Annotated in this window: 2 protein-coding genes and 1 pseudogene; all 3 read right to left on the bottom strand. The window is 52.4% G+C overall.

Translation table 11 applies throughout. From position 1 onward, the window contains the following. A pseudogene (locus QVP67_RS12750) lies at nucleotides 1-635 on the bottom strand (LPS-assembly protein LptD); the annotation flags it as partial. 81 nt (nucleotides 636-716) lie between these two features. Then, nucleotides 717-1,253 (bottom strand): HD domain-containing protein, encoded by a 537-nt coding sequence (locus tag QVP67_RS12745; protein ID WP_288180188.1) that lies wholly within the window; start codon nucleotides 1,251-1,253, stop codon nucleotides 717-719. A 20-nt stretch (nucleotides 1,254-1,273) separates the two neighbouring features. Next, a partial coding sequence (locus tag QVP67_RS12740; protein ID WP_288180183.1) for a dolichyl-phosphate-mannose--protein mannosyltransferase occupies nucleotides 1,274-2,552 on the bottom strand: 1,279 nt, incomplete at its 5' end.

The following is a 2,552-nucleotide window of genomic DNA, read 5'->3' as shown; positions in this document are numbered from 1 at the left end:
GTGTAGCGTCCTTTCTTCATGTAAAGTTCGTCATTGGTTCCTTTCTTGGCATTGTTTCCGGTCACGTATCCTTCGCCCTGCTGGCTCACCACGTTACTGATAAGTCCCTTCTTGCTCTTGAAGTTGTAGCGTATGGTGTTTGTCTCGTAGGGTGTTTCTCCGTCCTTGAAGACCGGCGTACCCGATACGTTTCCCAACGAGTCTTCCACGCCGTGGGCATACACCGTGCTGCTGTCCATGTTCATGGTGATGACATCGGCAGTCAGTTCGATAGGTTTGCGGGGTTGCTGATAGACCACTTTTCCTTCGCCGTACAGATGAGCGAATCCGCTTTGGGTGAATACGATGGAGTCGGTAGCTTCGTAGGTGACAGGTGCGTCCAGTCCTTCCTTCTTGGGAGCGACGGGTACACTGTCTGCTGCCAGCGAGTCTTTTCCGGAAAGGCCTGCAGTCAGCGAATCTGTTCTGAGAGAATCTGTCGTCAGCGAGTCGCCTGCAGCCTGCGATGAGGTTGTCTGGCTCTTGGGGGGGATCATTTTTCCCCGGCGTCGTTGCGACACGGCCTCACCCGAGAGGAAAAGCAAGACGAACAGCAGTACGAACGATATGATTATTCTTGGTTTCAATGACGTTATTTACTAATTAGTTTCCGCTTTGAAGGGGCAAAAGTACGTATTTTATGCGTATAATTCTCTTTTTTAAAGAAATTTAGATTGCTACAAGAAGAGTTCGCACCAGCGGTCGAAGCGTTGCAGTCCGGCTTCGCCGTAGCGTTCAAGGCTCTTCCGGGCCTTTTCCACTGTCTTTTCTTTGTCCAGATGCGTCTTCGAATAGAACTTGTCGGCAAAGCAGATAATCTGTTCTTCCAGGCTGACGGGCACCATTTCCCGATGGGGCACAGGTAGGTTGTCAGCAATGATTCTGTCCAGCGACAGGCCGGCGCCCGTATGCCGTTCGCACACCAGAGCATGCTGCGGGAAGCCTTCGGCGCGTACCAGGTCGGCTCCCAGATAGCCGTGGCAGATGTAGGGCTTGTCGCCGAAGCAGTAGATGCCGTCGGCGTCTGTCAGGAAGATACCTATGTCGTGCAGCATGGCTGCTTCGTAGATGAATTCTTTGTCCAGCTTCAGTTCCGGATGCTTCTCGGCCATTTGCAGGGCTTTGTCGGCTACCGAATGGCTGTGAGTCAGTAAGATATGTTTCAGTTCGTTCGGTTCAGGATAATATTTGTCAATCAACAGTTCGGGAGACATCATAAATCACTGTATAAATGTTATTGTTTCGAAAACTTGTAAATCAGTATTTCGGCCCGAAGGTCGCAACTACGGTAGGGCGTATGGTATACTTCTTCTACCTGGTACGTACCGTTGCAGTAGTTCAGGAAGGATTCCTGGTCTTTGACCGACACGGCCACATAGCCTTCGCCTTCGGGATTTTCCAAGGTGAAGTTGCGCATACGGTCGTTCAGGTAGTAGTTGGCGCCGTAGAAACGTATCATGCGGTCGGTGTACGAGTAGATGTAGCCTTGGGGTACATACTGGTTGAAACATTCGGCCAGTTTCTTGTCCGACTTCTCGGCCAGCACCACAGGTTGGTAAACGCCGTCAAGCGATACGAACAGGCATAGCATACAGCCTGCCGTAGCGTAGAGCAGCGAGCGCCCGTCAGCTTTTTTTGCCAATGCACGCAAGGTGCAGATGCCGGCCACAACAGGCAGGGCAACGATAAGCCACTTCACTACGGGCAGTGAGACGTTTTCGAGTGCGTGCATGAAGCCTATGTTTTCGGCTGCATGACGGCCACTTCCCCACACGCTGTCGGGGATCAGTCCCAGGCGGACAGCAGCAAAGACCACTGTCAGCAGGAAGCACAGCGAAGCAAAAATGTAGGCTGATATCTTGAACGCCTTGGCCCAGCGGCTTGTCAGCGCCAGCAGGTACTGGGCAATGAGCAGAGCCATAAACGGATAGATGGGCAGCAGGTATACACTGCGTTTGCTCTTGGGGATGCAGTAGAAGATAAAGATGAACAGAATCACCACCCATGTGAACAGTTGCAGAGGCGACTGGTTACGGAAAGCACTCCAAGCCTTGGCAAGGCGCTGCTTCAGCGAGTCGCCGTCCGGCAGCAGGCGGATGCCTTTCCAGTTGAGGCCGAAGAGCGAAATAACCAGTACCAGCGTCCAGGGAATCCATCCCCAAATGATGGTCAGGAAGTTATACCACACGGGATTATAGTGTGATTCGTACGACATCGTTCCGGCAAATCGTCCGGTATTCTCTTCCAGCATCAGATCAACGAACGGTTGTCCGCCTTGCAGATAAGCGGCATAGAACCAGATGGCCATCGGGATAAGCGTCAGCAGGCCGATGACAAACAGCGAACCGAACGTCTTGAAGAATGCCCGTCCGCGCAGTAATTGGAAGATACCGATGCAAGTGCAGGGAAAGATGGAGCCGATGGGCCCTTTGGTCAGAGTGGCACAGCCCATCAGTAACACAGCCACCCAAGGTATTCCTTTTGCTCCTTTCTCATCCCAACGGAAGAGCAGG

The organism is Bacteroides sp. CAG:633 (assembly GCF_000435115.1).
GTDB lineage: Bacteria > Bacteroidota > Bacteroidia > Bacteroidales > Bacteroidaceae > Bacteroides > Bacteroides ndongoniae.
The sequence above is the reverse complement of the archived record's forward strand: the minus strand, read 5'-3'. Positions and strand labels throughout refer to the sequence as shown.

What these genes read in the sequence shown, in the direction of transcription:
- QVP67_RS12745 (WP_288180188.1), bottom strand. Translation starts at nt 1,253, where the DNA reads ATGTCTCCCGAACTGTTGATTGACAAATATTATCCTGAACCGAACGAA.